Raw genomic sequence first — 25,542 nt, forward strand, 5'->3', positions numbered from 1 at the left:
ACCGGGAAGAGACAGGAGGCTGTCTCTTTTTTCGTGGAAACGATTTATTTGTCAGAATGATTGATTATTTCTGAAAATTACTTTATTTTATCCTGGGGAAGGCGTATACTACCTACATCGTAGACGATTAGGAGTGATACATATGTTGCAGGAACCCATTGTTGCCACGGTCATGCTGTTTGCACTGATTGCACTCGGGGAACTGATTTCGGTCTATACACGTGCCCGGATCCCGATGCTGATGACAGCGATGCTCGGCTTTTTGATACTTACATGGACGGGGATTTTCCCGGAAAATATTCTCGAACTTTCCACGCTTCCGGCACTCGGGGCGATACTGATCGGCCCCCTTATTGTACATATGGGGACGCTCATGCGATTCTCAATCCTTAAAAAGCAGTGGCGGGCGGTCATCATCGCCCTGTCCGGCCTCGCAGGGGCGCTCACACTGGTGCTCGTCGTCGTGACGCTTGTATTCGACTTCACCACGGCCGCGAGCGGCGTCGGTCCGATTTCAGGCGGTGTCGTGGCACTTCTGATCACCAATGAAACGCTGACGAACCTCGGGCTCACGAGCCTGGTCGTGGTTCCTGTGCTTGTGCAGGCCTTCCAGGGCGTCATCGGCATGCCGCTTGCGACCGCATTCATGAAGCGGTATGGCCAGGCCTTCATGGCGGAGAACCGGACAGCTGCAGACGACAGCATCGGCTTTGAGGAGGAACGGGGCATTTCCCGCTTCAGCCTGATGAAGAACAATACGATCAAACTGTTCGTCATCTTTGTACTCGGCATGCTCGGGGTCATCCTCGGAGATGTCACGGGCATCCACTATACGCTGTTCTGTCTGCTGTTCGGCATACTGGCTTTGAACCTCAATCTCCTGCCGAAGAGCGCCCTTGAGTCCGCGAACTCATTCAGCTTCATGATGGTCGCGCTCATCTTCGTCATCATCGGCACGATGGGCGGTATCACACCGCAGGATGTGGTGAGCAATATTCCGGCTGTGGCATTGATTCTTGCCCTCGGCATATTCGGCATCATCACGGGTGGCTTCATCGCATCCAAGCTGGTCGGCTGGCATCCCTACAAGGGTGTGCCCGTCGCATTGACGGCGCTGATCGGATTCCCCGGGGACTACCTGATCTGTGAAGAGGTGGCCCGGAGTGAAACGAACAACCTCGAAGATCAGAACAGGCTCTTCCAGGAGCTGGTGACACCGATGCTGATCGGCGGATTCGTCACTGTAACGGTCGCTTCCGTATTCATCGCGAGCTTCGTCATGAGCCTGATCTAAATTAAAACAAAAGAAATGGGAGTGTAGAAATGGAAAAGCTTTTCATCAAAAATGTCAATCTGATAGATGGTACCGGTTCGGAACTGGTCAAGAATACGAATGTACTTGTGGAGGACGGCCGATTCAAGGCCATCGATGCCGAGGAATCGGCAGCAGAGGGTGCAGAAGTGCTGGATGGTGCGGGACAGTACATGCTCCCGGGCATGATCGATGCACACGTGCATATGATGACGGAATTCAAACCGTTGGAACAGCGGCTCGTCACGCCGTTCTCCTATAACTTCTATGCAGCGATGGAATACTTGAACCGCACGCTGAATGCAGGAGTGACGACGGTACGGGACGCACTCGGCAGCGACCTCGGACTCAAGAAGGCGATAGAGGATGGGCTGGTCAAGGGGCCGCGCATGCAGATCAGTGTCAATGCACTGACGATCACAGGGGGACACGGCGACGGTTTCAACTATTCAGGCGTCGTGACGGACCTCATGCAGCCACATCCGGGCATGCCGCACGGTATCTGTGACGGCGTGGAGGAAGTGCGCAAGAAGACGCGTGAGATGCTGCGGGCAGGCGCCGACATCATCAAGGTGCACGCCACAGGCGGTGTATCGAGCCCGACCGACCATCCGAAGTTCACCCAGTTCTCGCTCGAGGAACTGAAGGTGATCGTGGAGGAGGCGAAGTTCAGAAACGGCGTCAAAGTCATGGCCCATGCCCAAGGCCTGGAAGGGGTCAGACAGTGTGTGGAAGCAGGCATCCATTCCATCGAGCATGGCATTTTCCTCGATGATGAAGTTTGCGGCATGATGAAGGACCAGGGTACATACCTCGTGCCTACACTGCTTGCCCCGGTATCCGTGCTCGAATTCGCCGAGGAGCTCGGGATGGCGAAGACTGCCGTCGAGAAATCCGAGGAGGTCATCGAAATCCACAAGGAGAGCTTCACACGGGCATATAAAGCCGGTGTCAAGATCGCCATGGGTACGGATGCAGGCGTCTTCAAGCATGGTACGAACTTGAGGGAGCTTGAACTGATGGTCGAATGCGGGATGACGCCGATTGATGCCATCACCGCTTCGACGAAGACGGCTGCGGAATGCATGGGGTATACCGACATCGGCCTCGTCAAGGAGGGCTATGTCGCCGACTTCATCTTCTCGAAGGAGAATCCATTGGAGAACATCGGTGCATTGAAGGATAATGACAACATCAAAGTTGTGGCAAAAGAAGGCGTAGTCTACAAGAACATCATAGGAGAATGAGAGCAGCCCCGGGTACCGGGGCTGTTTCCATTTACTTCAAAATACAACGCCCGGCAATGTTTAGATATCCCTATAGGGGGAACAATCTAACAAACGATGAGAAAGGAGAAAGCGCACATGAAAGCATTGGATATCATTGCACTTGTACTACTCATAGTTGGTGGCCTTAACTGGCTGCTTGTCGGGCTTTTCGAATTCGATCTGGTCGCTTCCATATTCGGCGGTCAGGACGCCATCCTCTCCAAGATCGTCTACATTCTGGTAGGTCTGTCTGCGCTGTACTGCCTGAAATTCTTCGGTCTGATTACGGACGATGGTGCACGTCATACGGCAGCGGCTGACAGGGATGCTGCAAACCATGCAGCAGCACCTGATAATGATGCTGAACCCCGTGCCATGGCCGACGACAAGCCTTCCAATAGGCCGGTTGATGCCGGTGACACAGCGGGCACGAGGACAACTGCCGGAGACACACGTACTGCAACGAACGATCCCGACGATCTGACGAATACGACAGACGAAGGTGACGTCCGCAACAGAAGGACCGATGACACCGACCGCCTGTAATCGAAAGGACAGTATTTTTCCTATCTCCATAAACGTTGAATGAAATGAATGCAGGACGAGGACATCCAGCTGATGCTGGGTGTCCTTTTTATATGCATAATAAATCCAAGCATCGACAGTGCCGTTTCAATCCGATATGATTGGAGAAACCAGATGGAGATAGGGGAAATGTATGAAGAAAGCAGCGGTAATCATCAACAGAAAATCAGGAAAGAAGAAAAAGCCGCCGATCGAGTATGGAGTGCTGCGTGCCCTTCAGGGCCAGGGCTATGATGTCGAAATATTATATACGGATGGATCGGATGCGAAGGCGCTCGCCATGGAGGCATCACAATATGCCGATCTCATCGTATCATCAGGAGGGGATGGGACCATCGGTGAAATCATCGATGGAATGGTCGAATGCAGCTCGGACGCCTCCCTGTCCATCCTTCCGGCCGGTACGGTCAACGACTATACACGGGCCCTCGGCCTGCCCCTCGATATGAATGAAGCGATCCAAAACCTCTCTAAGCCCCAGCAGCCCATCCAGGCGGACGTCATCAGGTTCAACGGCCGGCATGCCGCCTATCTGATTGCACTGGGTGATTTCATGGAGTCGTTCACAAAAGTCGGCTCGAGCGTCAAGAACAGGTTCGGCCTTTTCGCCTATCTCTATGCGGGCCTGCGGGCGCTCTTCACCATGAAGAACTACCGCGTGACCATCGACACGGCAGAAGAGAAGGTGATGAGCGATTCGATATTGACGATTGTTGCCAACACTTCCTCTGTCGGCAGCTTCGACCGGCTGCTGCCCCAGGCGAGGGTGGATGACCATCAGCTCCATATCATCAACATCCAGCCCTCCACGCCGAAGGAGATCATTGAAATCATCATCGCGGCATTCCGGGGCAGAATCACCGCACACAGGAATGTCCATTACATGCGTACCCAAAAGCTGTTCCTCGATACCGACAGGCTGGAAGTGATGGATATCGATGGGGATGCCGAGTCCTTCAAAGCCATGGAAATCGAGGTGGTCCCCGCCTGCATCCGCATCAATGTACCTGAAAGTCATGCAGAGTGACATGATCCCGCCCGGGATGTTGAAATATTTCCCTTAATCGTATATCATATACCGGTGGATAAAAACATTGAGGAGGAGGATGATTGTGAAGATCAGAGAAAGGCTCAAACGCATCGATTTTGAAAAAAGAAGAATTTCATTCGATCCCAGGATCACGCAACAGACCCTGATCAATATTGCTACGGTAATCATCGGGTCTTTTATTTTTGCCATTGGGGTCAATTCGTTCATGATTGCCGGCAATCTCGGGGAGGGCGGCGTCACCGGGCTCGCAATCATCCTCTATTATGCATTTGATATTTCTCCCGCCCTGTCGAACCTGGTGCTGAACTCCATCCTGCTCGCCGTCGGCTTCAAGTATTTGAGCAGGCGTTCGATGTATTATACGATCGTCGTCGTATTCCTGACGTCATTCTTCCTATGGGTGACGGAGTCCTGGCACGTACAGTCGGATGAAATACTGGTCAACACGGTATTCGGCGGCATGTTCGTCGGGCTCGGCATCGGTCTGATCATCCGGATCGGCGCAACGACGGCAGGTACGACGATCCTTGCCCGGCTGGTCAATAAATATATGGACATCAACGTATCCTACGCGCTCCTGTTCTTCGACCTGGTCGTCATCACCATCGGCCTGACCGTCATGACGCTCGAACAGGTGCTGCTGACGGTCATCGCCCTATACATCGCAACAAAGGTCATGGACTTCATCATTGAAGGTATGAACCCGAAGAAGGCCATCACCATCATCTCCGACCATCCCGAGCGGCTCGGCAAGATGATCAACAGCGAAATCAGACGCGGTGTCACGATCATGAATGGCCGCGGCTTCTATACACAGGAGGACAAGGACATCCTGTATGTCGTCATCAACAAGAACCAGCTGACACGGCTCAAGCGCCTCATCAAACGGTATGATGAGGACGCATTCGTCGTGGTGCACGATGTGAACAGCGTGCTCGGCAACTATTTCATATAGAAGAAGACCCCGCCAAGGCGGGGTCTTCTTCATTTCCTCTTCATTTTCAGGTAGATGGCCGAAGGGTCGCTCCCCCTCGTTTCAAATCCTTTATGTATCAGCCAATTCCTCGTGAAGGCACTGATCGGCCCCTGCATCATCAGATAGACCTTCTCCACATCATCAGCCGCCTCCAGATAGGCGTCCATCAGTTTTGAGGCGACCCCTTTGGACTGGTGGTCCGGGTGGATGACGAAGTCCGCGACATACTGGGTGAACATCAAGTCCCCGGAGGACCGGATCAGACCGATGAGCTGTCCAGAATCCCAGGCCGTGACGAGATAGTCGGAAGCCATCACGGCCTCGAAGAGTGCACCCATCCGTTTGTCATAGGCTGTATGCCCCTTGCTCCTGTAGAGCTGCTCAATATCATCGTAGCCGATGTCCCTGCCTGCAGAAAGTTCAATCATGGCTTTACCCCTTTTTCATTTAATCATAGCGGCTGATTTACCCTTGCGCAATGTCTATTGAAAATATATCATAAAGAAAGGATTATTTTTACAGAATATTAAAATATTTTAAATGAACTGGGATGGGTTGCCATGTTTGCATCAGTATTCAGGGAGACATTCAAACGCACATGGCGGAATCGAAAGAACCGGCTTGTGCTCATTCTCTCCTTCGTCGCCATATTCGTCCACCTCTTCTTCTATATGCCGGGCCAGGAGCACCCGATGACGATCGACAGGGAAACTTTGCGCCTGGAGATGACGGCGGCCTACGGGATGAAGGAATCCCGGCTCGAGTCGGGGGACATTGCAGTGAACAGCATGACCGGCATCGATACATACAGTACTGCGAAGCAGCAGTATGAAGATTATTTCGGCCATCACAGCGCTATTGAAAATGGTGATGTCGCCATGCTGGCCAAGATGACCGCGGGAGGGCTGCCGGATTTCGCCATGGACGCCGTATGGGAGGAATTGAATGATAAGTACGAGGGCGACCTCCAGATGATGGGCTATCATCAGACACGCCTCTTCCAGGAGATGCGGAGCATTGCCGATCATGAGGGGATTACGCTCCATATGTACGACAGGAAGACGGCCTTCCAGCAGCTGTATAGCTTCTTCGCCAATTACGGACCGCTCATCATGCTGCTGATCACGGTGTTCGTGGCGAGTGAGATCCTCGTCGATGACCGGCGGCACAGAACACTCAAAGCAGGTCAGCCGATGGGATGGCGCCGTTACATATTACATCAGTCGGTCTCCCTTGCCATAATACTCGCGACCATCTTCTCCGTACTGCTTGCGGTGTATTTCCTGGCTGCCGGGATAATGTACGGGTTCGGTTCGCCGGGGCTTGAAGTGGGTGCCTATAAATACGATGAGGGCTATCGTGGGGAGAACTCGAACTTCACCACTCAGACAATCGGCACCTTCATCGGCATGTCGCTCATCCTCATCATGCTGCTGATCTACTTTTTCGTCCGTTTGAATGCACTGCTGTCCCTTGCCTTCCGGCACGATATCCTCGTCATGCTCATCGGTTTTGTGATCCTCGGCTTCAACCGGATCTACAGCGGCACGGGAGAGGAGGCCATCTTCGGCATCGGAGGGGAATATTTCCTGCACAACTATTTTGAGACGGGTCTCGTGCTGAGCGGGGAACGGAACTTCCTCGCCATGACCGATGCCTACAGTTTCACCGGCGCCGTGGTCATGATCGGGGCATCGATACTGGTGCTTGAGATGCTCACGGCTCTTGCGGCAGGGTGGATGCATCGTCAGAAGTTCGAAAGGGAGGTGCGGTGATGCGGCTGTTCAAATGGGAAGTGCTTAAAGTCCTCCGGGACTGGAAGGTGCGGATACTGCTTGTGGCACTGCTGCTGTTCCTCGCCACATACTCGACCCTCTATCAGGATCGTACAATAAAGCTTCCTGTGGAGGAGGCCAGGGAAGAGTATCACGAGACGCAGCGCCTCTTCCATGCGATTCCTGAGGCGCACTTCGAGACTGAGGCCGGCCAGGACATTTACGACCGACTTGCCCGTCAGCAGCAGATCCTCGGCATGCAGCGCTTCATCCTCTCCGAAAAGGAGGGGAACACGGTGGAAGGGCTTGAGGAGATCGTCAGCGACTACGTCGATCAGGGGATAGAGATGTCGGAGAACCAGCTTCATTTCCATGAAGCGGACGATTTCGAATCACAGGAACTGCTGCTGAGCTTCATACCCGATGAGGGGGAGATTGAGAACAGGTTGAAATTCCTGAATTACCTCAAGGAAAATGATGTGGCGATCGACTGGAATCCGATGTCGCCGAGTCTTGTGCTCTACAGTCTCATCAATATACTCGCCGGCGTCTTCATCTATATCGTCGCTGCAGTCTTCGGTGCGGATCGGTTCAGCAGGGATCAGGAATACAACTGGAGCATCACGCAGGGGATTCCGCTGACATGGAAGTCACAATGGCGGATGCGGTCGATCATCAGCTGGGTGCTGATATGGATTGCCATCCTCATCGGTCTTGTGGTCTCCTACATCATCAACCGCGCATCGGTGGACACCGGGACGCTCCTCTATCCTGTGCCGCTCTACAGCGGCAGCCAACTGGAGTACATCAGCATAATGGAATACACTGTGCTCGTGGTGGCACTCACCATGGCTGCGAGCTACATCATACTGAAGGTCTCTACTGGTTTCAGCTGGATGTTCAGGAACACTTATCTTACAATCACGCTCGTGATCGGTATATTCTTCATTCCCTATATCTTCACGATCATCCCGCCGCTCGGCAGTTGGAACCCGTTCCTCTATCTGCAGATACTTCCGGTTCTGGAAGGGGAATGGGCTGGAGCGGGCAGGGTGGATGTGCCGAAGCTCCTCATCAGTCTTCTAGTGCTTTATATGCTGGTCGAGCTCGCATTCCACTTCATATTCAGACTCATTCCGACACGTTCAGGAAAACTAGAAAGGAGGAGGCACTGATGACACTTGAAATTAAGGATCTGACCATCAGCTATGGCAGCCACACCGTCCTTGAAGATATCAGTTTCAGCATTCCGGACGGCACAATCATCGGCCTCGTCGCGCCGAATGGTACCGGAAAGACCACGCTCTTCAATGCGATCATCCGTTTCATCCCGATCAATCAGGGTGAAATAAGGATTGACGGCAGAAACTTCAGGAATACTGCGAAGGACGTCAGGGCGCTCCATGAGCAGATCACATTCTTTCCGGACCAGGCGGAGCTCTACGAAAACTTTTCCGGCTACGAACATATCCAGATGTATAGGGATATCTGGAACAGGGAGGAGCGGGACATAGACGGCATCATCCAGCGGCTGAATATGGAGGGGTATGTCCGCAACAAGGTCAGCTCCTATTCCCTCGGCATGCGACAGCGGCTCTGCTTTGCAATGATGATTGCCGCAGACACGAAGATCATGTTCATGGATGAAATAATGAACGGTCTCGATCCGATCAATGTAGAGCTCGTGAGCCGCATCCTCCAGGAGGTGAAGGCGGAGGGCAAGATCATCATTGTTGCGAGTCATCTTCTGGATAACCTTGATGACTACGCCGATCAGATATTCTTTCTGAATGGCCGGCGTCTTGCCTACACGTACGACCGCAGGAAGGAAACGGAAAAATACATCAAGGCCACAGTGCCGGATGCAGTCCTCCAGGCTATGAAACCATGGCCCGAGGGGACCATCCATCTGAACGGTAGCCGGATCTGTATACCGGCAGCCGAGCTTTCGGGGGAGCGGAAGGCCGCCTTGTTGGAGAAGCTTCTTGAAAATGGGGCGGAATCGGCCACAATCGGACCGCTCGGAACATATGAACATTACTTGAGGATCTATAAGGGGATGGAGTCATGAGATGGTGGCTGTTTGCGGTGGTCCTCATGGCTGGATGCAGCCATGGAGGCCTCATGCCGGAGAAATATGATGGTGAAGCGTTTGAAGCGGATGGGGCGGCCGTCACAGCCTATGAAGAAAACAATATACTGATGACGGAAGATCTTCCGGAACGCTTCCCATTCACCAAGAGCACGGAGATGGCCGGCATCCAGGATGATACCGGTGAGGAGATGCAGCTTGAAGCAGGTACATATGATGTCGGAACCGATGTTCCTCCAGGCAGGTATGATGTCCTGCTGCAGGATGAGGCAGGGGCCCTTGTCATAGAGGATGATCAGGGCGTGCGGCTGCTTGAAATCCCAGTCGGTGTGCGGACACCGGTGGCACAGGTCGATCTCGCGCGTGGTTATACGCTGACGTTTGCATCCAGGGACGGCCAGCTGGCGATTACGCCAGTGGGAAATGATATGATGGAAATGGATGGGGAAGAATATATCGAAATTCCGGCCGGTACACACACGGTCGGCACCCATGTGCCAGCCGGAGAATATGAGCTGCTGTCGGAAAGCCTCCCGATCATGGGTGATGACGGTCTCCCACGCATCTATTGGAATCCGTCCCCAATGATGCTGGGGCTTGATGAAGATATGGAAGACGTGAAGGGCGTTCCTACTGAAATGAAAGCAGGGGATACCATCGTTGCGGAATATCCTGTACAGCTGAAGAAAATAGAATGATGGGAGTGGTGGATATCAATATAAAAGCATTGCAGTATCAGGTGGCATTCGGAGATGTCGAAGAGAACATTGCCAGGGTCAGGGAGCAGTTTGACCGGGCAGAACTCAAGGGGACCGACGTCGTTGTGCTCCCTGAGATGTGGACATCGGGATATGACCTTGAAAATATCCAAAAGCACGCCTGCCAGGACCTCGAGCCTGCGCAGTATGTAGTTTCCGAACTTGCACAGGAATATGATGTGAACATCGTCGCAGGTTCCGTCGCCAACATCAAGGATGATCCGGATGAGGTGTACAACACTGCATTTGTCGTCGACCGGAGTGGAGCACTCGTATATGAGTACTCCAAGATGCATCTGGTTCCGATGTTGAACGAACCGGAATATCTGACGGGCGGGAAGGACAAGGTCGAGACATTTACGCTCGATGGCAATACTTGCGGCCTCGTCATCTGCTACGATCTCCGCTTCCCGGAACTCTTCCGGGACCTGGCGTTGAAGGGTGCGACTTCCATCTTCACCGTCGCCGAATGGCCGATGGCGCGCAAGGCTCATTGGGAAGTGCTCATCAAAGCACGGGCAATCGAGAACCAGTGCTACCTCATCGCATCGAACACATACGGGGAGATTGGTGATCAGGAGTTCGCCGGCCGTTCCATGATCATCGATCCCTTCGGCAAAGTCGTCGATGAGGCTGCGGATCACGGAGATGCGGCCGTAACCGGTCAATTGGATGGAAATGAAGTGGCACGGATCCGTAAGGCAGTACCGATATTTGATAGCCGGAAAAGGGAGATGTATCATTTCCTGTAGTCAGCGGGCTCCCGCTGAATACTCTATTCGTTCGAGCTCTCGTGGCATACAGGCTGAAAATACCTGATGTAATCATTTTCCCTCTGCTCTTCATGCTGGGTATGGAAGTTCGCGATGAAAGTGTTCGGACATATGGGCTGGGACCTATATTCCCGATTTTATTGGCATGGTGCTTTCATTTTTATGGGCAGTGACCACGGGGGGCGATGTTACGGTTACCATGCTTGTCGGTGGGGTCGTCTATGCAACAAGCGCACCGATTACAGTGAAGATGCTGAACGTCCTGCAACTGAGCTTAAGAAGGTGTGCAGAAGTAGAATGTTTCATTGGCCGCTATAGAGAGAATAGATAAGGACACTATTACTTATAGAGAGAGTGAAGTCATATGTCCAGACAGAAGAAGTGGGCGACCGGGTACCTTGTCGCATTCATCGTCATGATATTCGTAAACTATTTGACCACCACCAATGTGGGCGGGGTGGCCAACAACAATGAAACGATCATCCAGCCGGCAGGATTTGCATTCTCCATCTGGGGACTGATCTATATTCTGCTGTTCATCTGGATAATCAAGGCATTCTTTGCGAAGACATGGGAGGAATCCGTGGCCTCCCGCCTGAAGTTCTGGCCGATCGTCAATTTCATGCTGAATGCCCTGTGGATCATCGTCTTCACGCAGCAGTGGATATTCGCCTCCGTCATTGTGATCATCGCTCTGTTGTATACGCTGGCGGAAATGTATACCACATTGACGGAAACCGGCTACCACTGGTTCGATCGGCTGCCGTTTTCCATCTACTTCGCATGGGTGACGGTGGCGACCATCGTCAATATCTTCAATTTGACGGAGAAGTACAACCTTGACGGCCTCTTTGGAATGGGTGAGCTTGGATGGACGCTCCTCATACTGGCTGTGGCGACATTGATTGGTGTTGCCATCGGAATCTACTTCAGAGACTGGCTGTATCCCCTTATCATCATCTGGCCATACTTCGGCATATACACGAAAAATGCCGGTGAGTATGGCAGCCTGGATATCGTCCTCCTCATCGGATCCATCATACTGCTGATCACCGCAATCATCGTCATCTTCATGAAGGTGCGCAGCGGATCGGGGGGACCTGCAGAAAATCGATAGGAATAAGCAATGAATACGCCCCTGATGCCGACAGCATCAGGGGTTCTGTGTTAGAAAGAGGGGTATGAACAATCATCCTATTGCAGACTGCCATCGTTCATAGATCCGGACAACGGCATCACCGCGAATTTCTGGTACGCCATCCTCGTCACAGCAATCACCCTTTTCGTAGCCTTCGGCCTCACTTATGTATGGGGCTATAATGACAGAATGGAAATGGCAAAGAAGCGCGAAAAGCCAAAAAATCCGGCCAAAGCGGACCTTGCGAAATGATTCTTTGATCCAGGAAATCGAACTTCGATGGTTCAAACGCCGTGATTCAGGATATGGATATATATAAATCAACAATAAGGACAGGTGATACGATGGAACAATCGAAGGCGATAGAACGCATTACTGAAATATTGGATGAATCGAAGATCGGTGTCCTCTCGACAGCACAGAATAATGAACCGAATGCTCGTTACATGTGGTTCTATAATGATGGGTTGACGCTGTATGCGAAGACGAATGACCAGTCGCCGAAATATGATGAACTCGGGGGTAACCCGAAAGCGCATGTATTGCTTGGGTTCCATGACTCCCCAAGTCACGCCTTCGTTGAAGTATATGGCGATGTCGAACGCATCAATGACCAGGAGACGATCGACTGGGTGTGGGAAGATGCCGATGCGGAATTCTTCGATTCCAAGGACAATCCACATCTCAAAGTGCTGAAGATCACACCGACGGATATAAAGATTATGAATGATGATAAGTATGAAGAAGTGAAATTGTCACTATAAGGAGAGGGTAGGATGCTTGCCTACGTATGGGCGGAAGACGAAAACAAACTGATCGGCAGGGATAAGGCGCTGCCATGGCGGCTCCCGGCCGACATCAAATTCTTCAAGGATGTGACGATGCAGGGGGATATCGTCACAGGCCGAAAGACATATGAGACCATCCCCAACCGGCCGCTACCGGGCCGACGCAACATCGTCCTCACACTGCAGGCGGACTACGAGGCACCGGGCGCCATCGTCGTACATTCCAAAGAGGAGATACTGGCGCTTGAAGAGGAGAACGGGGAGGATCTCTACATCATCGGCGGTGGTACACTGTTCAAGATGTTTGAGGATGAGGTCGATGTACTTTATCGCACCGTCATCCATGACACTTTCGAAGGAGATACGTATTTTCCGGCAGATTTCGACTACAGCCCGTTCGAACGTGTAGAATCATGGGACGGGCCTGTCGATGGGAAGAATAAATATCCGCATACCTATGAAGTATGGCGGCGCAAGTGATGCATATAGAAAGTCCCCGTATCATGGATACGGGGACTTCTTTCTACTGGTCCGTGCGCGGTACGGGATAGAATCCTTTATAGAACTGCTGCCACAGCGGCTCCGGCAGTTCGTGCTTATCTTCTCTTTCGGGGTCGAACACATTGATGATTTCATCTTCCCTGCCAGCTTCCGTCTTCTTGACGAATTCATGGTCGAGCAGGGCGGCACGGCCGATGGCGATCATGTCGACATTGCCCGCTTCAACGGCTTCAAGTGCCTGGTCCGGTGTGAAGATGGAGCCGATGCCGATCAGCGGCATGCGGCCACCGATCCACTTGTGCAGCAGTTCGACACGTTCGATGCCTGCATACTTGCCGTCGCGTGTCTCCGAATGTATATCGAACAGCGAGACGTGGAGGTAGTCGAGCGGCTTCTCGACCAGCTTGCCGATCAGCGTTTCGGTGATTTCCATGTCTATCCCCGGGGACTGTGGCTCCTCAGGGGAGAAGCGGTAGCCGATGATGAAGTCGTCGTCCGCATGTTTCCTGGCTGCCTTGACCACCTCGTCCACGACTTCCATCGCGAACAGATAGCGGTCTTCTCCCCATTTGTCCATCCGCTTATTGAAGTAGGGAGAGACGAACTGATGGATGATGTAGTGGTTCGCGCCATGGATTTCGACACCATCGAACCCTGCCTCTGCCGCGCGCCGTGTCGCCTCGCCGAATGCCTTGATCGTCTCCTCGATCTCCGCTTCGGTGATCTCACGTGCCTCATGCGGTTCCGCTTCGCCAAAGCTCTGCATGGTGATCGGGCTCGGTCCGGCAGAGTCGCCACCCGGCGTCAGCTCAGGTAGTGCCTGTACGCCGCCATGGTGGATCTGGACGACGGCTTTCGCACCGTCCGCCTTCATGGCCTGGGCAACCTTCTTCAGACCTTCGATATCCGAATCATGGGCGATGGACGGCTGGCCGGGGAAGGCCTTGCCGAGGTCCGTCACGTTGGAAGCGGCAGTGAGGGCCAGCCCCATGCCTCTGGAACGTTTGCCGATATAGTCGATTTCCGCGTTTGATGCGGTGCCGTCATCGTTCGATGAAACGTGTGTCAGTGGTGCCAATACAAATCTATTCCTGAGCTCGACGCCGTTCGGCAATGGAACGGTCTCGAACAGGGGTGCATACTTTTCGTTCATTGTGTTGAAGCCTCCTGATATTTCTTGATTGATGCAACAGGATATACTATACCAATCCACTTTCCATCTTTTCAATTTTCCTGTTTCGGCAGGATGGTTACGGGGAGGAAATATGGTAGAGTATGGAGAGAAAAAATGATGGAGGAGAATACATGAGCATCTGGTTTCTATTGAATGGGCTGCTGCTCGTCTGGGCGATATGGAATGTCGCTTCGGGTGTGGCGGTCCATACATCCTACATCCATATCCTGCTCGGTTTCACGGGCTTCCTGTTCTTCATCTTCAACTGGACCCGCAACGCGGTCTTCTCCACAATCCGGAACATCGAAAACAGGCAGACGAAGATCAGGCTCGCCACAATGTCCAAGCGGATCCGGCCATACCACCGGTGGGTGGGGACGGGGGCGTTTCTGATCATACTGCTGCATGCCTGGGCGGTGGTTGCTCTATATGGATTTGATCTTGGCAACATGAAGATACTGACCGGTTTCCTCGCATCCATCAATTTGTTCGTTCTCGTCCTCTCGGGCTGGTACCGCCTGCTGGTCGATCCAAGGATCAGAATCCGGAAACTCCATATACGCCTCGGCATTTCAATGTTCATCCTCACGGTTGTGCACTTCATCTACTGATTAAAATCCTATCAGACAAGTAAACTTTAACCTTCATTCCGAGTGTATAACTATGTATAATGGTGGTAAATGAATGGAGGCAGAGAGATGAAGAAGTATTTGTTTTTGATGTTGTCGGTACTGTTCGTACTTGTGCTGGCTGCATGTACAGATGACAGTGATGGAGAAGAGGAGACGGAAGGAGACGGTGAGGCGAATGCAGATGATGTGGAAACATCCGGAGACATCACCATGAGCCTGCTCGCGACCCCGAATTCCATGGACCCGCATGCGGCGAATGACCAGCCGTCGAACCACGTGAACGTGAACATATATGAAGGTCTGGTCCGATTCACACCGGAGCTTGATATCGAGCCCGCTCTTGCGGAATCCTACGAGCAGATTGATGATGTGACGTGGGAGTTCAAACTGAAGGAAGGCGTCGAATTCCATGATGGCACCCCGTTCAATGCTGAAGCGGTCAAGACGAATCTCGACCGCGTAAGGGATGAGGAAGTGGGCGCACCGGTGGCATTCCTCTTTGAACTGATAGATTCTGTTGAAGTGGTGGACGAAAACACAGTACATATCAAGACCATCCACCCGTTTGCTGCCCTGCCGTCGCACTTGGCACATCCGGCGGGCGGCATGATCAGCCCGTCTGTCATCGAAGCGGACTACGCACAGTATGAAGAGGGTGGAGAGATCCTGACCGAGGTCAACCGCAACCCGGTCGGCACAGGGCCGTTCAAATTCGAGGAGATTTCAGAGGGCGACTACGTGACACTCGCGCGCAATGAAGACTACTGGGGAGAGCCGGCCAAATCGTCATCCTTCACCTTCAAGGCAGTCCCTGAAGATGCGACCCGCATCGCGGAACTCATGACGGACACGGCCGACCTGATCTATCCGGTCGACCCGAACGACTATGCACAGATCGATGAGTCGGATGATACAAAAATGAACGAAACGGAAAGTGTCCGGATGGAGTATGTCGGATTCAATACGGAGAAGGCACCATTCGATGATCCGGCCGTAAGGCAGGCAGTCGCCATGGCCATCGACAAGCAGTCGATCATCGACGAGATGCTGGTGGGCCGGGCGAAAGTGGCGGATACACCGCTTGCGCCGGCCGTGTTTGGACACAGCGAAGATCTGGACACCGTTGAGAATGACAAGGAAGCGGCAAAAGCCCTGCTCGAAGAGAGCGGGTATGCCGACGGCTTCACTGCCGAGATTACGGTCATGGACCGGACGGCTGCAGATATGGCAGCATTCATACAGGAGGAGCTGGCGGACCTGAACATAGAGCTTGAAATCTACCAGCTCGAATCCGGGGCCTTCCTCGACTATGTCGGCGGCGGGGACCATGACATGTTCATCGGCGGCTGGGGTACGGTGACGCTGGATGCGGACTATGGCCTCTATGCACTGTTCCATTCCTCAAATATCGGCACATCGGGCAACCGTTCCCGCTATCAAAACGCGGAAGTCGATGCACTGCTTGATGAAGCCCGTTCGGAAACGGATGAGGAAAGCCGCCTGGCGCTCTATGAAGAGGCCCAGCAGATCATCCTCGACGAATCACCGATCATTCCGATCTATCACCCGTCCCTGCTCACAGGGCTCGGGGCGGATATTGAAGGATATGGACAGCATCCTGCAAGCTTCCATTTCCTGAAAGACGTACAGAAATAAAATGAAAAGCGCATTACCCACCGACGGGTAATGCGCTTTTTGGTCTGCCTGAAATCATTTCGCAATAATCCTACTGCCCTACAGGCTCCAGGCCGAAGGCGGCCCCGTTGCGGCTGCTGTCGGCGACCCCTCTGAAGGTGCCGTTCTCCTGGTCGATCAGGATACTGTTGACGTTGCCGAGAGACTCGGGTGCGTCACCGAAGTTGTGGCCCATGCCGTTCAGCCGGTCGATGACATCACTCGGCACACCTTCCTCATAGGTGTAGTTCTCCATGCCGTTCGTGAAGATGCGTGGTTCTTCGACCGCCGCCTGCAGTTCCATTTCATATTCGAAGTTGTTGATGATGGTCTGCAGGACGGAAGTGATGATCGTCTGTCCGCCCGGTGATCCGACGGTCAACATCGGTTTGCCGTCATCGAAGACGATGGTCGGCGTCATACTGCTCAGCGGACGCTTGTTCGGCTGGACTTCATTGGCACCGCCCGGTTCTGCATCGAAGTCCGTCAGTTCATTGTTCAGCATGAATCCATATTCAGGCACCATGATGCCTGAGCCGAATACCTGCTCGATCGTGGTCGTATAGGAAACGACATTGCCGTACTGGTCGGCGACACTGAAGTGTGTCGTCTGTCCGTCGACTTTATCCCCCGGCTGGTCGACGGAATCATAGTCCGCCATGCCGCCCTGGTAGTCGAACGGATTGCCCGGTTCCGGTTCTTCGATGACCGAATCGAGACTGATCAGGTTCCGTCTCTCTTCGAGGTAATCCGGGTGGAGAAGTCCTTCAATCGGTACTTCGACGAATTCAGGGTCCCCTGCATACTCACCACGGTCCGCATAGGACAGGTGCATCGTCTCCGCCATCAGGTGGTATTTCTCCCAGGACTTTATGTCATATTGGGAAAGTTCGAAACCATCCAGTATGCCGAGCATCTGAAGGAGGAATACGCCGCCGGAGCTCGGTGGCGGCATCGTGGCGATGTCATAGCCTTTAAACTCTCCCCAGACCGGCTCGTCGACCGTCACATCATACTGCATCAGATCATCCTTCTCCATCGAACCGCCGAACTCCTGGACGGTATTCGCCAGCGCCTCGGCAATCTCACTGTTGTAGAAATAGTCGATGCCATTGTCGCTGATCAGCTGCAGTGTATGGGCAAGATCCTCCTGCATGAGGGTGTCCCCTTCGGCAAGCGGCTCGCCGTCAGTGAAGAATACTTCACTCGCTGCACTCTCCATCAGTTTCTCCTGGCTGTCCTCAATGGAGAATGCAAGGACATCATCGATCGGGAAGCCCTCACTTGCGAGATGGGTTGCCGGCTCGACCAGCTGCGGCATCGCCATGCTGCCCCACATCTGGTGCGCGGTATCCAGGCCTTTCAGTGTGCCCGGAACCCCCACGGAAGTCCCCTGCATGACACGCTCCTCAAAAGGAATCGGCTCTCCGTCATCACCGAGGAACATATCCGGTGTGGCACCGGCCGGTGCCCGTTCCCGGCTGTTTACGATGGTCGTTTCACCCGTCGCCCCGTCATGGACGACCATGAAGCCACCGCCGCCCATGCCGGACATCATCGGCTCCACGACATTCAATGTAAACTGCATCGCGATTGCTGCGTCGATGGCGTTGCCATCCGACTCAAGAATATCCAGACCCACTTTGGAAGCGAGCGGGTGCGCTGAAACCACCATGCCGCCATTTGCTTCTGCAACGTTATTATCGGTACCATAATCCGCTTCATAGTCTGCTGCGAGGACGCCTTGGGATAGTGTCGCGACAATCATCAGCAACACGCCGAACATCAAACTGGAACGTACAAGAAACTGCTTCATCACTCCACCCCTTAAATTTTATTAATATGGTCCGGATATCCATGAATCGATATGCAGTCCATATTATGTAGTCGGGATTGGCGGATCAGTCCTGCTATGTTTGGGCGGGGAGTGGTACATACAGTATTTGAATTTGTAATATTACAACTATTAAGTCAATCGTAGCAATATTTTCCATGTGCGTCAACGATGCATTATGGCAGGGTGACAGGGAAGCAGTATTCAGATCATAAAAATAAAGGTATTTGCAGGAAGAGGGAGGGTATAGAAAAAGAAAGGGAGTGAGGAGAATGGAAGCATTGCAAAATGTACTGCACGAGCGTACAGAAAAACTGAAGAAATCCTATACGGATTACGGGAACAATCCATATAATCCGAAGACGGCACATTCCCTGCGGGTGAGCTCGAGAAAAGTACGGAGCCTGCTGAATTTCCTGAAGCATACTTTCAGTGAGGAGGAGTATCGCAAGCTCAATCACGAACTGAAGGATCTCGCACAAATATACGGACCTTTGAGGGAATTGGATGTATTGATTAAACTATGCAGTGACATTGCACTGCGTCAGCCGGAGTTGAGCGACCATTACAGGGATATGTTCAAATACCTCCATCAGGAACGCGCCAGGGAGATGCGCCGGACATTCAACAAGACGAACATCCGCACTGCGGAGGCGGCGATTGACAGCGCCGATTCTGCCATTCATGAACTTTATTTCGAAATCGACGGCGACTGGGATGCGTATATCGGCAAACGGCTGAAGAAGCGTAGCCAGAAGCTTGCCGAGGACTATGAGAATGTCGACATGACCGATTATGAAGCGGTGCATGACATCCGTAAGCGTGCGAAGAAACTCAGATATGCCGCCCGCTACTTCGGTGGCCTGACTTCAAAGAAGCACAAGAAGATCATGAAACAGGCCAAGAAGATCCAGGATGAGTTCGGAGAAGTGACCGACGCCCGGATCAACCAGCATCTGCTTGATCAGCTGGCAGAAAAAGTGGAGGATGAGGATCTCGAGATGACCTTCCAGTACATGAGCCGGATCGAGGAGCAGAAGTTTATGGAAAAATAGGACATATCCATTCATTTTCTGTAATCCTAAAGAAGTGAAAGGTTGGATAAATAGGTATACACTTCGTGCAGGGCATGGACATTATGGCTGCCCAAAGAAAGCCGGGAAGAACAGATGACAGTGCAACGGCCAGCATATCCAAGAATATTCTTGAAAAGCTGGCCGCTGCTAGTGGCACTATCGATTGATGCCGGCGCTCCAGCTGATGATCATTCCCATCCTCCCGACGGATGCTCCAGGAACTTCACAACAGCTTCATCGATTTCTTCTGCATGTTTGCCGAGCCAAATCAGATGCCCCCATGACTCTGTCATAATCAGCCGGCTGTCCGGTATATTTTCATGAGCATGAATTGGATGATCAGTTGGGACAGAAGCGTCATTCCTACTATGGATGATCAGAGTGGGGCAGGAGATATTCTGCAAGTACTGCTCGGTGATCTGCCCCGTCTGTGACAGGTCGAGCAGGAATCCTTCTCCGGAAGTCTGTCTGGCATTCATCTCTCGGACGGCTTCTATATCCCCCTCAGCCATTTTAGCGGTGGCTGCTTTATACGAAAGTGTACTGAAAGAAGGGAACATCCGCCTATAGACGAAGGTGGGGAAGATATTGTTGAATGTCGACAGCAACTTCCAGGTGGCCTTTTCAACATGGGGACGGAATATTATTCTGGATATCCTGTATAGAGCATCGTCAGTTGCCAACCACTCTTTGGTGACGGCACTCTGGAGGATGAGTGTTTTTACTCTATCGGGATATTTCGCTGCGAGGTGGATGCCGGATGGACCGCCGGCGGACACGGCGATGACATGCACCTTTTCAATCCTAAGATGATTCAGAAGGTCGATATAATGCGCACTTGCTTCAGCCAGAGAACCGCCGATCTCTTTGGAAGTCTTTCCATATCCCGGCCTCGATGGCAGGACGACAGTAAATCCCTTTTCCACGAGGGCGTCAAAGGAAAAAGTTTCATGGCAGTTGGAATGTCCGCCGTGGAGCAGAAGTACATGCTCCTGATTGGCACCCGCAATTGAATATTCAATGGAATGGCCACCGGAACTATAAATATCAACATGTCTTGTTTTCATAAAGCCCCTTCTTTCCGATTCTCAACATGACTTGCGGCTGTCATAAAGCGGCTACGATACAGTATATAATTACATTATAATGTTAAAACAGAAGGTATCGTTTGTAAAATTTTAAGAGAAAAGCATCATGTTAGGCTTTCCCTTCATAAATCGTACAGGCTTTGCCATCTTCTCGATTTCGGCATTGTATTTCTCCATAAGTTGTGGTGTCATCATTTCTTTCGAACTGTACGAACTGATACTAGGGTTCCTGTTCTCATTACTCGCACTCGTAATGTTCTCCAAAGTCGGCTCACCCCCGACTCCGGACATGAGACATGAATTAAAAATGGCCAAAAGAGAATGATTAGTAAAAAGTAAATAGAAATTATAAGCCCCCTATGAAAGTGACCTCTTTTACAAGTACTCCTTTTCATAGAGAGCTCTTTTATGGATTGTTTATAAAGCAAAGGTATAACTAAAATCCCTCATGAATGAAGGCCAAACTGATTTCTACAATATCCAGACAAATAAATATATTTTACAATATACATATATGGTATACTTTGTAAAAGTGGCTAATTTATTATAAGGAGGTAAACGGTATGTCAAATTTACATATAAAGAGAGAAATGAGTACGAAGGATCTCACTATACTCAGTAGTGAGATGGATAAAACACAAAAAAGTAAGGGTATAGCATTTATTTTATGGTTCTTCTTGGGCGGCTTTGGAGGTCATAGATTTTATATGGGGGATATCGGTTACGGCATAGCTCTGGCGGCAGCAACTATAATCGGCGGATTGTTAACACTTGGTTTGTCCCTATTTGTAACAGGGATTTGGGTATTGGTTGATGCCCTTTTCATCAGCGGGCGAGTGGATGCTATAAATGAGATGCAAGAAAGGGAGATCATTGCTAATTTGGGATTGGCAAGAGAATGAGCAAAGTCTGACTATCTGGAGAGATTAGTCAGGCTTTATTTTTTATTCAATTGAGAGAACGATTTGTATTTCGCATGATATAACTTATAGTGGCTCTATAGGATCTACTATAACTATTACTTATTTAGTGCTGTTTAAATGATGACATATTTAACAGATAAGGAGGAAACATCTATGTATAAAAGAATATTGATCACCGGCGTCAGCAGGCCGGGCGGCATCGGAAGCGAATTGGCCCGGAAGTTTGCGGAGTCCGGTTACGAGGTCTACGCGCACGGATCCACCAAATACGACGAAGCGATCGGCTATGATGATGCAGGCAAAAAGGGGTCAATGGAAAAAATCACAAAGCTGAAGGATTCCGACCTCTCGACGAAGGAGGGGGTGGAAAAACTGCTTGCTGAACTTGGGAAGCACGGAACAGTCAGCCATATGATACTCTGTCATGCATACAGTACAGAGTGCAAATTGGAGGATTGGACCTTCGACGAGATCAACAACCACCTGATGACGAATGTCACTTCGAGCATGCTGCTGATCCAGGCGTTCCGGAAGCACTTTGAAGACACTGAGGGATGCATCACCCTGTTCACCTCTGGCCAGGAGCTGGGTCCAATGACGGATGAAATCCCCTATGCCGTATCGAAGGCGGCAGTCGCCAATCTGGCGGTGCAGGTTTCCCACATCCTGGGCAGGATGGATGTCCGTGTCAACGCCGTGAACCCAGGTCCGACGGATACAGGCTATATTGAAGATCCAAAACTCTACAGGGAGATTGAAAGTCGCTTCAACGCCAAGCGGTGGGGCACGCCTTCTGATGTCGCCAATCTCCTCCTGTTCCTCCACAGCAGGGAAGGTGCATGGATTACCGGACAGGTGATCAACAGCGAAGGCGGCTTCAGACGGTAGTGACGCCCAAATGATGGTTATTTCTTTAACTTCCATTCTATAGGGTATAGGTTATGTGTAATTATACCATTCGAAAGTAGGTCTAAAATGGAAATCTTCTATCACAAGGATGCGGACAACGCTTATCAGACGATACGGACGGAAATCGATGCGACGAGAGAGCAGGTGTTCAACTACATCGGAACGACAGAGGGCATTAGGCAGTGGTTCCCACAGCTGTCCTTCAGACAGGATGGAAACAACCACCAGCTGCTGTTCGATCTGGGGGATGGAGAGTATGAAGAGATGGATGTATTGCTCCATGAAGCACCGGAGCGGCTCAGGTTCACATGGGATATCGGGGAAGTGGATATGCAGCTGAAGTCTTCCGGCTATTATACAGAGCTTGTATTCGAAGAGAAACTGCCTTATGCGTTCGGACCCGTGGCTCAGGATTTCACAGGGTGGCAGTTCCAGGTTGAAAACATCAAGCATATTGCCGAAACTGGAGAGCCGCAGCCATCGGAGGATCATGACTTCAAGGCGGCGGAGGACAAAGTCGCAGAAGCATTGGAGCAGGCAGGGAATGGAGAAGAAGGGTAGAGAAATGAACTCTTGAGTAGAATCTACCCTCAGGAAACAGCCGTTCTATATAATGGCTGTTTTCTTTTTTGAATACATATGTGGACATATCGGAGCCCCTCCGGGTAGAGGTGGAACAGTTCCAGTATAAGGTATTTTTAAAACAATACATTACATTTACACCATTTTTATTTTATAATCAAAGGGAGTCATACATCATATTAAGGAGGAATCAGTCTTATGGAAGAGTGGCTGCCCAGTTTGAAGACGGATACACCGCAGGAAGGATATGAGTTGGCAATCAAGTTGGCACGCAAAGGGGTTGCACTGACACAGCCGGATGCAGAGGTTAGGAAGAAGCTGAGAAGCATCTATGCAGAAAATGCAGACAGCCTGACGTTGGCCTCCCAGGTGATCGCCATCCACTATCAGACAGTTGCAGCGGCAAACGACTATTGGAAGTAGCGCATCCGCCCTCCTTGTTTTAAGGAGGGTTTTCATTATGCGTTTTTCAAGCGATGCTGACATATCCAAGGTTATTTTGAATGCCCCTCCACTTATCCCAGATACTTGATGGCCGTCAATTTTTATTTCACGTGCTGCCTCTATAATTATAAGTAACAGGAAGCACGGATTTAAAAATAAAGGAAGAGGTGGCACTTATGAGCAAGTGGTTCAACAGGCATTTAAACCAATTGATGTACATTTCAGGCGCATTGATTTCAATCGGCATAGTGGCCGGAATACTCGGCTACAGTGAAATCACAAATATTACTTTCATCGTCGCAACAATCGCAGCAATCGGCCCGATCATCAACAAGGCATGGATGGCACTCACAATGAAGAGCTTCAGCATCGAACTCCTCATCACCATCGCAGTCATCGGGGCGATGTTCATCCAGGAATATACGGAGGCGGCAATCGTCACATTCCTGTTCCTGTTCGGGGCGTACCTCGAGAAGCGGACACTGAACAAGACGCGGAGCTCCATCCAGTCCCTCGTGGACATGGCACCGGCAACGGCAATAGTCATACGGAATGGCGAAGAGATGGAACTCGATGTGGACGAAGTGGAAGCGGGCGACCATGTCATCGTGCGGCCGGGCGGCAAAGTGCCGGTCGATGGCACAATTCTGAGCGGACAGGCCCACATCAACGAAGCAGCCATTACAGGAGAATCCAACCTGCGGTTCAAGGCAGAAGACGCGGAGGTCTTCAGCGGCAGTGTGCTGGACAGTGGATACATTGAACTGACAGCAACGAAAGTCGGAGAGGATACGACCTTCTCCAAAATCATAGAACTGGTCGAAGAGGCGCAGGAAAAGAAGAGTGGCACAGAGAAGTTCCTCAACACATTCGCACAATACTATACGCCAGCCATCGTCGTACTCGCAATCGTCGTCTATTTCCTTACACGGAACCTGCACCTCGCCATCACGTTCCTCGTCATCGCGTGCCCGGGCGCACTCATCATCGGTGCACCGGTCGCCTATGTTGCAGGCATCGGCAACGGCGCGAAGAACGGCGCCCTCATCAAGGGCGGGGAAGTCATCGACAATTTCGCGAAAGTAGATACGGTTATCTTTGATAAGACCGGCACACTGACGGAAGGCAGGCCGACTGTCACGGACATCATAATTTTCGATGGGACGGAAGAAGAGTCCTTCCTGAGACAGGTCGCAAATGTTGAGATGGTCAGTGAGCATCACCTTGGGCAGACCATCGTCAAGGAAGCGAAATCGAAATCCATCCCTGTCGAAAAGAGCACTGTCGAAGACGCGGAAGCCATCAAGGGTAAAGGCGTAAGCGGCATATTCGAAGGTGCGGAATATATCATCGGCAACAAAAAGCTGATGGAAGACTATAATATTGAGCTCAATAAGGATACTGAAGCAAAATATATCGGCCGGCAGAAGGCAGGCAACACCGCAATATTCGTCGCTCGGGACAACCGGATCGTCGGCATCGTCTCCATCATGGACAAGATCAGGCAGGATGCCTTCACTGCCATCCAGACACTCAGGGACAAGGGCGTCGGTTCACTCGTCATGCTGACGGGGGACAACTACCACTCGGCGAAGAAGGTCAGCGACATCCTTGGACTGGACGGCTTCCACGCAGAACTCATGCCTGACGACAAGATGAAGTATATCGAAGATGAGAAGGAGCGCGGCCGTAAGGTGATGATGGTCGGCGACGGCATCAACGATGCGCCTGCACTTGCATTCGCAGACGTAGGAATCGCCATGGGACATGGCGGCACGGACATCGCAATGGAAACTGCGGACGTCGTGCTCATGGGCTCCAGGATGGAACAGCTGGCACACGGGTTCACAATATCCAAAATGACCTACAGGGTCATGCTGCAGAACACAGCCATTGCACTGCTCACTGTTGGCCTCCTGCTTGGTGGCGTACTGTACGGCTATATCCATCTCGCCAGCGGCATGCTGATCCATGAAGTGAGCATCCTGCTCGTCATCCTGAACGCAATGCGGCTCAGAAAGATCAAGGAACGCCTACCGAAGGAAAAGAAATTGCAGGAACGCTACAGTTAGAATTGATGGATTAAGAGCACTGTCCCAGAATTCCGGGGCAGTGTTCTCCTGCGTTTTATAGTTGAAAAGGATAAGTTGGTGGAATAAAAAGAAACCGGACGGCAGGTCCAGTTTCTA

25 protein-coding genes and 1 pseudogene are annotated in these 25,542 nt (G+C 51.6%); 22 read left to right on the forward strand and 4 right to left on the reverse strand.

Annotated elements, in window-relative coordinates; all coding sequences use genetic code 11:
• Window positions 1-142: 142 nt before the first annotated feature.
• The 5 genes and pseudogenes from BO53_RS0105125 to BO53_RS0105145 all read left to right on the forward strand — a co-directional run bounded on the left by BO53_RS0105125 (window position 143) and on the right by BO53_RS0105145 (window position 5,171).
• Window positions 143-1,294 carry a hypothetical protein gene (locus tag BO53_RS0105125; RefSeq protein ID WP_031546188.1) on the forward strand — a complete coding sequence of 384 codons (1,152 nt, stop codon included), beginning with the start codon at window positions 143-145 and terminating at the stop codon, window positions 1,292-1,294.
• A 29-nt stretch (window positions 1,295-1,323) separates the two neighbouring features.
• Window positions 1,324-2,559, forward strand: a complete 1,236-nt coding sequence (locus BO53_RS0105130) for a metal-dependent hydrolase family protein (RefSeq protein ID WP_031546190.1) — start codon at window positions 1,324-1,326, stop codon at window positions 2,557-2,559.
• A gap of 117 nt (window positions 2,560-2,676) precedes the next feature.
• Window positions 2,677-2,874, forward strand: a pseudogene (locus tag BO53_RS0105135) (DUF378 domain-containing protein); the annotation flags it as partial.
• Window positions 2,875-3,298: 424 nt separating this feature from the next.
• On the forward strand, window positions 3,299-4,192 hold the full coding sequence (locus BO53_RS0105140) for a diacylglycerol/lipid kinase family protein (RefSeq protein WP_031546195.1): 894 nt from the start codon (window positions 3,299-3,301) through the stop codon (window positions 4,190-4,192).
• A gap of 85 nt (window positions 4,193-4,277) precedes the next feature.
• Complete coding sequence (locus BO53_RS0105145; RefSeq protein ID WP_156956093.1) at window positions 4,278-5,171, forward strand: YitT family protein; 894 nt, start codon at window positions 4,278-4,280, stop codon at window positions 5,169-5,171.
• A 29-nt stretch (window positions 5,172-5,200) separates the two neighbouring features.
• Here the strand turns inward: BO53_RS0105145 and BO53_RS13330 are convergent, their stop codons facing one another.
• Window positions 5,201-5,620 carry a GNAT family N-acetyltransferase gene (locus tag BO53_RS13330; protein WP_031546201.1) on the reverse strand — a complete coding sequence of 140 codons (420 nt, stop codon included), beginning with the start codon at window positions 5,618-5,620 and terminating at the stop codon, window positions 5,201-5,203.
• Window positions 5,621-5,752: 132 nt separating this feature from the next.
• Here BO53_RS13330 and BO53_RS0105155 point away from each other — a divergent pair, with 132 nt between their 5' ends.
• The 8 genes from BO53_RS0105155 to BO53_RS0105190 all read left to right on the forward strand — a co-directional run bounded on the left by BO53_RS0105155 (window position 5,753) and on the right by BO53_RS0105190 (window position 12,996).
• Window positions 5,753-6,967, forward strand: coding sequence for an ABC transporter permease (locus BO53_RS0105155; protein WP_031546203.1), 1,215 nt, complete (start codon window positions 5,753-5,755; stop codon window positions 6,965-6,967).
• Complete coding sequence (locus tag BO53_RS14025; RefSeq protein ID WP_031546206.1) at window positions 6,967-8,142, forward strand: ABC transporter permease; 1,176 nt, start codon at window positions 6,967-6,969, stop codon at window positions 8,140-8,142. The genes BO53_RS0105155 and BO53_RS14025 overlap by 1 nt, the downstream gene beginning before the upstream one ends.
• Window positions 8,142-9,038 (forward strand): ABC transporter ATP-binding protein, encoded by an 897-nt coding sequence (locus tag BO53_RS14030; RefSeq protein ID WP_031546208.1) that lies wholly within the window; start codon window positions 8,142-8,144, stop codon window positions 9,036-9,038. Before BO53_RS14025 ends, BO53_RS14030 begins: the two co-directional genes overlap by 1 nt.
• The gene (locus BO53_RS0105170; RefSeq protein WP_031546211.1) at window positions 9,035-9,757 is read left to right on the forward strand and encodes a hypothetical protein; all 723 of its coding nucleotides are present in this window, start codon (window positions 9,035-9,037) and stop codon (window positions 9,755-9,757) included. The genes BO53_RS14030 and BO53_RS0105170 overlap by 4 nt, the downstream gene beginning before the upstream one ends.
• Window positions 9,754-10,569, forward strand: coding sequence for a carbon-nitrogen family hydrolase (locus BO53_RS0105175; protein ID WP_245608196.1), 816 nt, complete (start codon window positions 9,754-9,756; stop codon window positions 10,567-10,569). The genes BO53_RS0105170 and BO53_RS0105175 overlap by 4 nt, the downstream gene beginning before the upstream one ends.
• A 385-nt stretch (window positions 10,570-10,954) precedes the next feature.
• Entirely contained in the window at window positions 10,955-11,707 is a 753-nt protein-coding gene (locus BO53_RS0105180; protein WP_031546216.1) for a TspO/MBR family protein, read from the forward strand.
• A 365-nt stretch (window positions 11,708-12,072) separates the two neighbouring features.
• Complete coding sequence (locus BO53_RS0105185; protein ID WP_031546218.1) at window positions 12,073-12,492, forward strand: pyridoxamine 5'-phosphate oxidase family protein; 420 nt, start codon at window positions 12,073-12,075, stop codon at window positions 12,490-12,492.
• A 12-nt stretch (window positions 12,493-12,504) separates the two neighbouring features.
• Window positions 12,505-12,996, forward strand: a complete 492-nt coding sequence (locus BO53_RS0105190) for a dihydrofolate reductase (RefSeq protein ID WP_031546221.1) — start codon at window positions 12,505-12,507, stop codon at window positions 12,994-12,996.
• Between the two features lie 43 nt (window positions 12,997-13,039).
• Here BO53_RS0105190 and BO53_RS0105195 read toward each other — a convergent pair whose 3' ends face one another.
• A complete protein-coding gene (locus BO53_RS0105195; protein WP_031546223.1) occupies window positions 13,040-14,170 on the reverse strand; it encodes an NADH-dependent flavin oxidoreductase in 1,131 nt (376 codons plus the stop codon).
• Window positions 14,171-14,322: 152 nt separating this feature from the next.
• Between BO53_RS0105195 and BO53_RS0105200 the strand changes: the two genes are divergently transcribed.
• Together BO53_RS0105200 and BO53_RS0105205 are read left to right on the forward strand one after the other, a co-directional pair.
• On the forward strand, window positions 14,323-14,802 hold the full coding sequence (locus BO53_RS0105200) for a hypothetical protein (protein WP_031546224.1): 480 nt from the start codon (window positions 14,323-14,325) through the stop codon (window positions 14,800-14,802).
• 87 nt (window positions 14,803-14,889) lie between these two features.
• Window positions 14,890-16,479: a glutathione ABC transporter substrate-binding protein gene (locus BO53_RS0105205; RefSeq protein WP_031546226.1), complete on the forward strand. Its 1,590-nt coding sequence runs from the start codon at window positions 14,890-14,892 to the stop codon at window positions 16,477-16,479.
• A gap of 70 nt (window positions 16,480-16,549) precedes the next feature.
• Here BO53_RS0105205 and ggt read toward each other — a convergent pair whose 3' ends face one another.
• On the reverse strand, window positions 16,550-18,265 hold the full coding sequence (ggt, locus tag BO53_RS0105210; RefSeq protein WP_425414479.1) for a gamma-glutamyltransferase: 1,716 nt from the start codon (window positions 18,263-18,265) through the stop codon (window positions 16,550-16,552).
• A 338-nt stretch (window positions 18,266-18,603) separates the two neighbouring features.
• Here ggt and BO53_RS0105215 point away from each other — a divergent pair, with 338 nt between their 5' ends.
• A complete protein-coding gene (locus BO53_RS0105215) occupies window positions 18,604-19,386 on the forward strand; it encodes a CHAD domain-containing protein (protein ID WP_031546230.1) in 783 nt (260 codons plus the stop codon).
• A 209-nt stretch (window positions 19,387-19,595) separates the two neighbouring features.
• Here BO53_RS0105215 and BO53_RS0105220 read toward each other — a convergent pair whose 3' ends face one another.
• Window positions 19,596-20,474, reverse strand: a complete 879-nt coding sequence (locus tag BO53_RS0105220) for an alpha/beta fold hydrolase (RefSeq protein ID WP_031546232.1) — start codon at window positions 20,472-20,474, stop codon at window positions 19,596-19,598.
• Between the two features lie 127 nt (window positions 20,475-20,601).
• Between BO53_RS0105220 and BO53_RS13860 the strand changes: the two genes are divergently transcribed.
• The 6 genes from BO53_RS13860 (at window position 20,602) to BO53_RS0105250 (ending at window position 25,425) form a co-directional block, all read left to right on the forward strand.
• The gene (locus BO53_RS13860) at window positions 20,602-20,820 is read left to right on the forward strand and encodes a hypothetical protein (protein WP_156956094.1); all 219 of its coding nucleotides are present in this window, start codon (window positions 20,602-20,604) and stop codon (window positions 20,818-20,820) included.
• A 238-nt stretch (window positions 20,821-21,058) separates the two neighbouring features.
• Window positions 21,059-21,397 carry a TM2 domain-containing protein gene (locus BO53_RS0105230; RefSeq protein WP_031546234.1) on the forward strand — a complete coding sequence of 113 codons (339 nt, stop codon included), beginning with the start codon at window positions 21,059-21,061 and terminating at the stop codon, window positions 21,395-21,397.
• Between the two features lie 174 nt (window positions 21,398-21,571).
• Complete coding sequence (locus BO53_RS0105235; RefSeq protein ID WP_031546236.1) at window positions 21,572-22,306, forward strand: SDR family oxidoreductase; 735 nt, start codon at window positions 21,572-21,574, stop codon at window positions 22,304-22,306.
• Between the two features lie 87 nt (window positions 22,307-22,393).
• Window positions 22,394-22,888, forward strand: a complete 495-nt coding sequence (locus BO53_RS0105240) for an SRPBCC family protein (RefSeq protein WP_031546238.1) — start codon at window positions 22,394-22,396, stop codon at window positions 22,886-22,888.
• Between the two features lie 219 nt (window positions 22,889-23,107).
• Complete coding sequence (locus BO53_RS0105245) at window positions 23,108-23,332, forward strand: hexameric tyrosine-coordinated heme protein (RefSeq protein WP_031546240.1); 225 nt, start codon at window positions 23,108-23,110, stop codon at window positions 23,330-23,332.
• 197 nt (window positions 23,333-23,529) lie between these two features.
• Window positions 23,530-25,425, forward strand: a complete 1,896-nt coding sequence (locus BO53_RS0105250) for a heavy metal translocating P-type ATPase (protein WP_031546244.1) — start codon at window positions 23,530-23,532, stop codon at window positions 25,423-25,425.
• Window positions 25,426-25,542: the final 117 nt, after the last annotated feature.

Origin of the sequence: Salinicoccus luteus DSM 17002, from assembly GCF_000712035.1 — a bacterium.
Classification (GTDB): Bacteria; Bacillota; Bacilli; order Staphylococcales; family Salinicoccaceae; genus Salinicoccus; species Salinicoccus luteus.

Coding starts and splice junctions, on each gene's coding strand:
- ggt (WP_425414479.1), bottom strand. CDS start 18,265: ATGATTGTCGCGACACTATCCCAAGGCGTCCTCGCAGCAGACTATGAA.
- BO53_RS0105245 (WP_031546240.1), top strand. CDS start 23,108: ATGGAAGAGTGGCTGCCCAGTTTGAAGACGGATACACCGCAGGAAGGA.
- BO53_RS0105195 (WP_031546223.1), bottom strand. CDS start 14,170: ATGAACGAAAAGTATGCACCCCTGTTCGAGACCGTTCCATTGCCGAAC.
- BO53_RS14025 (WP_031546206.1), top strand. CDS start 6,967: ATGCGGCTGTTCAAATGGGAAGTGCTTAAAGTCCTCCGGGACTGGAAG.
- BO53_RS0105180 (WP_031546216.1), top strand. CDS start 10,955: ATGTCCAGACAGAAGAAGTGGGCGACCGGGTACCTTGTCGCATTCATC.
- BO53_RS0105125 (WP_031546188.1), top strand. CDS start 143: ATGTTGCAGGAACCCATTGTTGCCACGGTCATGCTGTTTGCACTGATT.
- BO53_RS0105185 (WP_031546218.1), top strand. CDS start 12,073: ATGGAACAATCGAAGGCGATAGAACGCATTACTGAAATATTGGATGAA.
- BO53_RS0105230 (WP_031546234.1), top strand. CDS start 21,059: ATGTCAAATTTACATATAAAGAGAGAAATGAGTACGAAGGATCTCACT.
- BO53_RS0105215 (WP_031546230.1), top strand. CDS start 18,604: ATGGAAGCATTGCAAAATGTACTGCACGAGCGTACAGAAAAACTGAAG.
- BO53_RS0105235 (WP_031546236.1), top strand. CDS start 21,572: ATGTATAAAAGAATATTGATCACCGGCGTCAGCAGGCCGGGCGGCATC.
- BO53_RS0105140 (WP_031546195.1), top strand. CDS start 3,299: ATGAAGAAAGCAGCGGTAATCATCAACAGAAAATCAGGAAAGAAGAAA.
- BO53_RS0105155 (WP_031546203.1), top strand. CDS start 5,753: ATGTTTGCATCAGTATTCAGGGAGACATTCAAACGCACATGGCGGAAT.
- BO53_RS0105170 (WP_031546211.1), top strand. CDS start 9,035: ATGAGATGGTGGCTGTTTGCGGTGGTCCTCATGGCTGGATGCAGCCAT.
- BO53_RS14030 (WP_031546208.1), top strand. CDS start 8,142: ATGACACTTGAAATTAAGGATCTGACCATCAGCTATGGCAGCCACACC.
- BO53_RS0105205 (WP_031546226.1), top strand. CDS start 14,890: ATGAAGAAGTATTTGTTTTTGATGTTGTCGGTACTGTTCGTACTTGTG.
- BO53_RS0105250 (WP_031546244.1), top strand. CDS start 23,530: ATGAGCAAGTGGTTCAACAGGCATTTAAACCAATTGATGTACATTTCA.
- BO53_RS0105130 (WP_031546190.1), top strand. CDS start 1,324: ATGGAAAAGCTTTTCATCAAAAATGTCAATCTGATAGATGGTACCGGT.
- BO53_RS0105220 (WP_031546232.1), bottom strand. CDS start 20,474: ATGAAAACAAGACATGTTGATATTTATAGTTCCGGTGGCCATTCCATT.
- BO53_RS0105200 (WP_031546224.1), top strand. CDS start 14,323: ATGAGCATCTGGTTTCTATTGAATGGGCTGCTGCTCGTCTGGGCGATA.
- BO53_RS0105240 (WP_031546238.1), top strand. CDS start 22,394: ATGGAAATCTTCTATCACAAGGATGCGGACAACGCTTATCAGACGATA.
- BO53_RS0105190 (WP_031546221.1), top strand. CDS start 12,505: ATGCTTGCCTACGTATGGGCGGAAGACGAAAACAAACTGATCGGCAGG.
- BO53_RS13330 (WP_031546201.1), bottom strand. CDS start 5,620: ATGATTGAACTTTCTGCAGGCAGGGACATCGGCTACGATGATATTGAG.
- BO53_RS0105175 (WP_245608196.1), top strand. CDS start 9,754: ATGATGGGAGTGGTGGATATCAATATAAAAGCATTGCAGTATCAGGTG.
- BO53_RS13860 (WP_156956094.1), top strand. CDS start 20,602: ATGTTAGGCTTTCCCTTCATAAATCGTACAGGCTTTGCCATCTTCTCG.